The sequence below is a fragment of the Streptomyces sp. NRRL B-24572 genome, from assembly GCF_002156145.1.
In the GTDB taxonomy this organism is placed as follows: domain Bacteria; phylum Actinomycetota; class Actinomycetes; order Streptomycetales; family Streptomycetaceae; genus Streptomyces; species Streptomyces vietnamensis.
In genome coordinates, this window is the sequence record NZ_MWIG01001043.1 from 1 (window position 1) to 1,641 (window position 1,641).

General features: G+C 72.0%; 2 protein-coding genes. Both read left to right on the top strand.

Translation table 11 applies throughout. From position 1 onward, the window contains the following. Positions 1 to 523: ABC transporter permease (locus CCN56_RS39875; RefSeq protein ID WP_143664817.1), on the top strand; the 523-nt coding region annotated here is incomplete at its 5' end. A 667-nt stretch (positions 524 to 1,190) separates the two neighbouring features. Continuing rightward, the gene (locus CCN56_RS39880) at positions 1,191 to 1,508 is read left to right on the top strand and encodes a CBS domain-containing protein (RefSeq protein WP_086832458.1); all 318 of its coding nucleotides are present in this window, start codon (positions 1,191 to 1,193) and stop codon (positions 1,506 to 1,508) included. The last annotated feature ends 133 nt before the right edge of the window (positions 1,509 to 1,641 follow it).

Sequence of the window (1,641 nt, forward strand, 5' to 3'; positions counted from 1 at the left end):
CCCCGGCACCTCCCCCGACACCCTGGCGCCCCAACTCCAGGGAGAGCAGCTGTCGTCCAGTCTGGTCGCCACGCCCATCGCCTCCGAGATCCGCGATCAGTTCGACTCCAGCACGGCCTTCTTCCACCTCATGCAGGGTTTCCTCGCCCTGGGCCTCGGCGTGGGCATCACCGGCCTCGGCGTCGTCATGGTCCGCGCCGTGCGCGAACGCCGACGCACCATCGGCATCCTGCGGGCCCTCGGCTTCCGGGCACGGACCGTCCGACGGTCGTTCCTCTGGGAGAGCGCCTTCGTCGCCTCGGAGGGGATCGTGCTCGGATCCCTGCTCGGTGTCCTCACCACCTGGCTCATGTACCGCAACAGCGCGGCCTTCGAGGGCCTCGAAGGCGGTTTCCCCGTCGAGTGGACCAGCATCCTCGGCCTGGCCGCGGCCACCTTCGCCGCCTCCCTCCTGGCCACCGTCGGCCCGGCCCGCCGCGCCGCCGCCATCCGCCCCGCACGCGCGGTCCGCGTCGCGGACTGAACCGCGGCCATCACCCTCTGCGGCTGTGGCGTCGCCACGAGGAACCGCGGGTGCGAAGCGCGCCGAGCCGTCCGGCGATGTCGTCGGCCCCGTCCTCGACTGCCGCCCGGTCCCGGTACCTCGACCACGGCACGGCGGGTCAGGTCCTTGATCTCCGCCTGGCGTTCGGCGACGTCCGCGTCCTCCGCGGCCGCGGCGTCCTCGTGACGCGTGGCGGCCTTGCGCGGGCCGAAGAAGTACCGGCCCAGCACCGCGACCAGTACCGTGGCGACGACGATCACGGCCGCATCCGCGGCGGCCATGCGGACTCGCCTCCTCGCGTCCGCCCGCCCTTCCGCCTCCGCGCGCGGCGTCCGCCCTGGCCACCTCTTCAGGGCAGGGCCTCTTCGGCTTCCGACACGGGACCGTTCGGCCCATCCCCGCGTTGTCCGGCAGCGGGACGATGACGGGGAAGGAGGAGGCCCATGAAGAAGTACGCGGCTGGAGCAGCACGGCCGACACCATCCTCACCTCAAAGTCCGGTACCACCGACTTCCACGGAGGCAGGTCATGAAGGCCCGCACCCGAGCCGCCCGCCTCCGCATCGCGCCGGTCCCCGCCGAGGCCGCCCTTCTGCCCGCCCGCGGCCACGGCTCCGGCGCGCGATCCTGGTGATGGGGGCTCTGCCGTGAAGATCTCCGAGTCGATGAGTCGTCCCGCGGTGTCGGTTCCCACCGGCACCCTCCTGGGGCAGGTCTCCCGTGACATGGCCGAGTACGGGGTCGGGTCCGTGGTGATCACGGAGGGAGGAACGCTGCGCGGTATCGTCACCGACCGCGACATCGCGGTCCGCGGCCTCGCCAGGGGTCTTGACTCCGACGCCGAGGTGGACGCGGTNNNNACCGTGGACGACATGCTCATGGACGTCTTCCAGCGGTTGGCCGACCTGTTGGGCCCGGTCGCCTGGAGCGTCCTCGAGGAACCTCCCGGGCCGCCCGGTGCCTGACAGGAGGCCGGTCGGCCGTCCCGTACGACTCTCAGAGGAAACTCAGAGCATCCCCCGTGCGCCTGCCGCCGACTCCGCAGGTGATCCTTGAGTCGCCATGAAGACCACTCGATCCGCCCGCCCCGCCCTCACC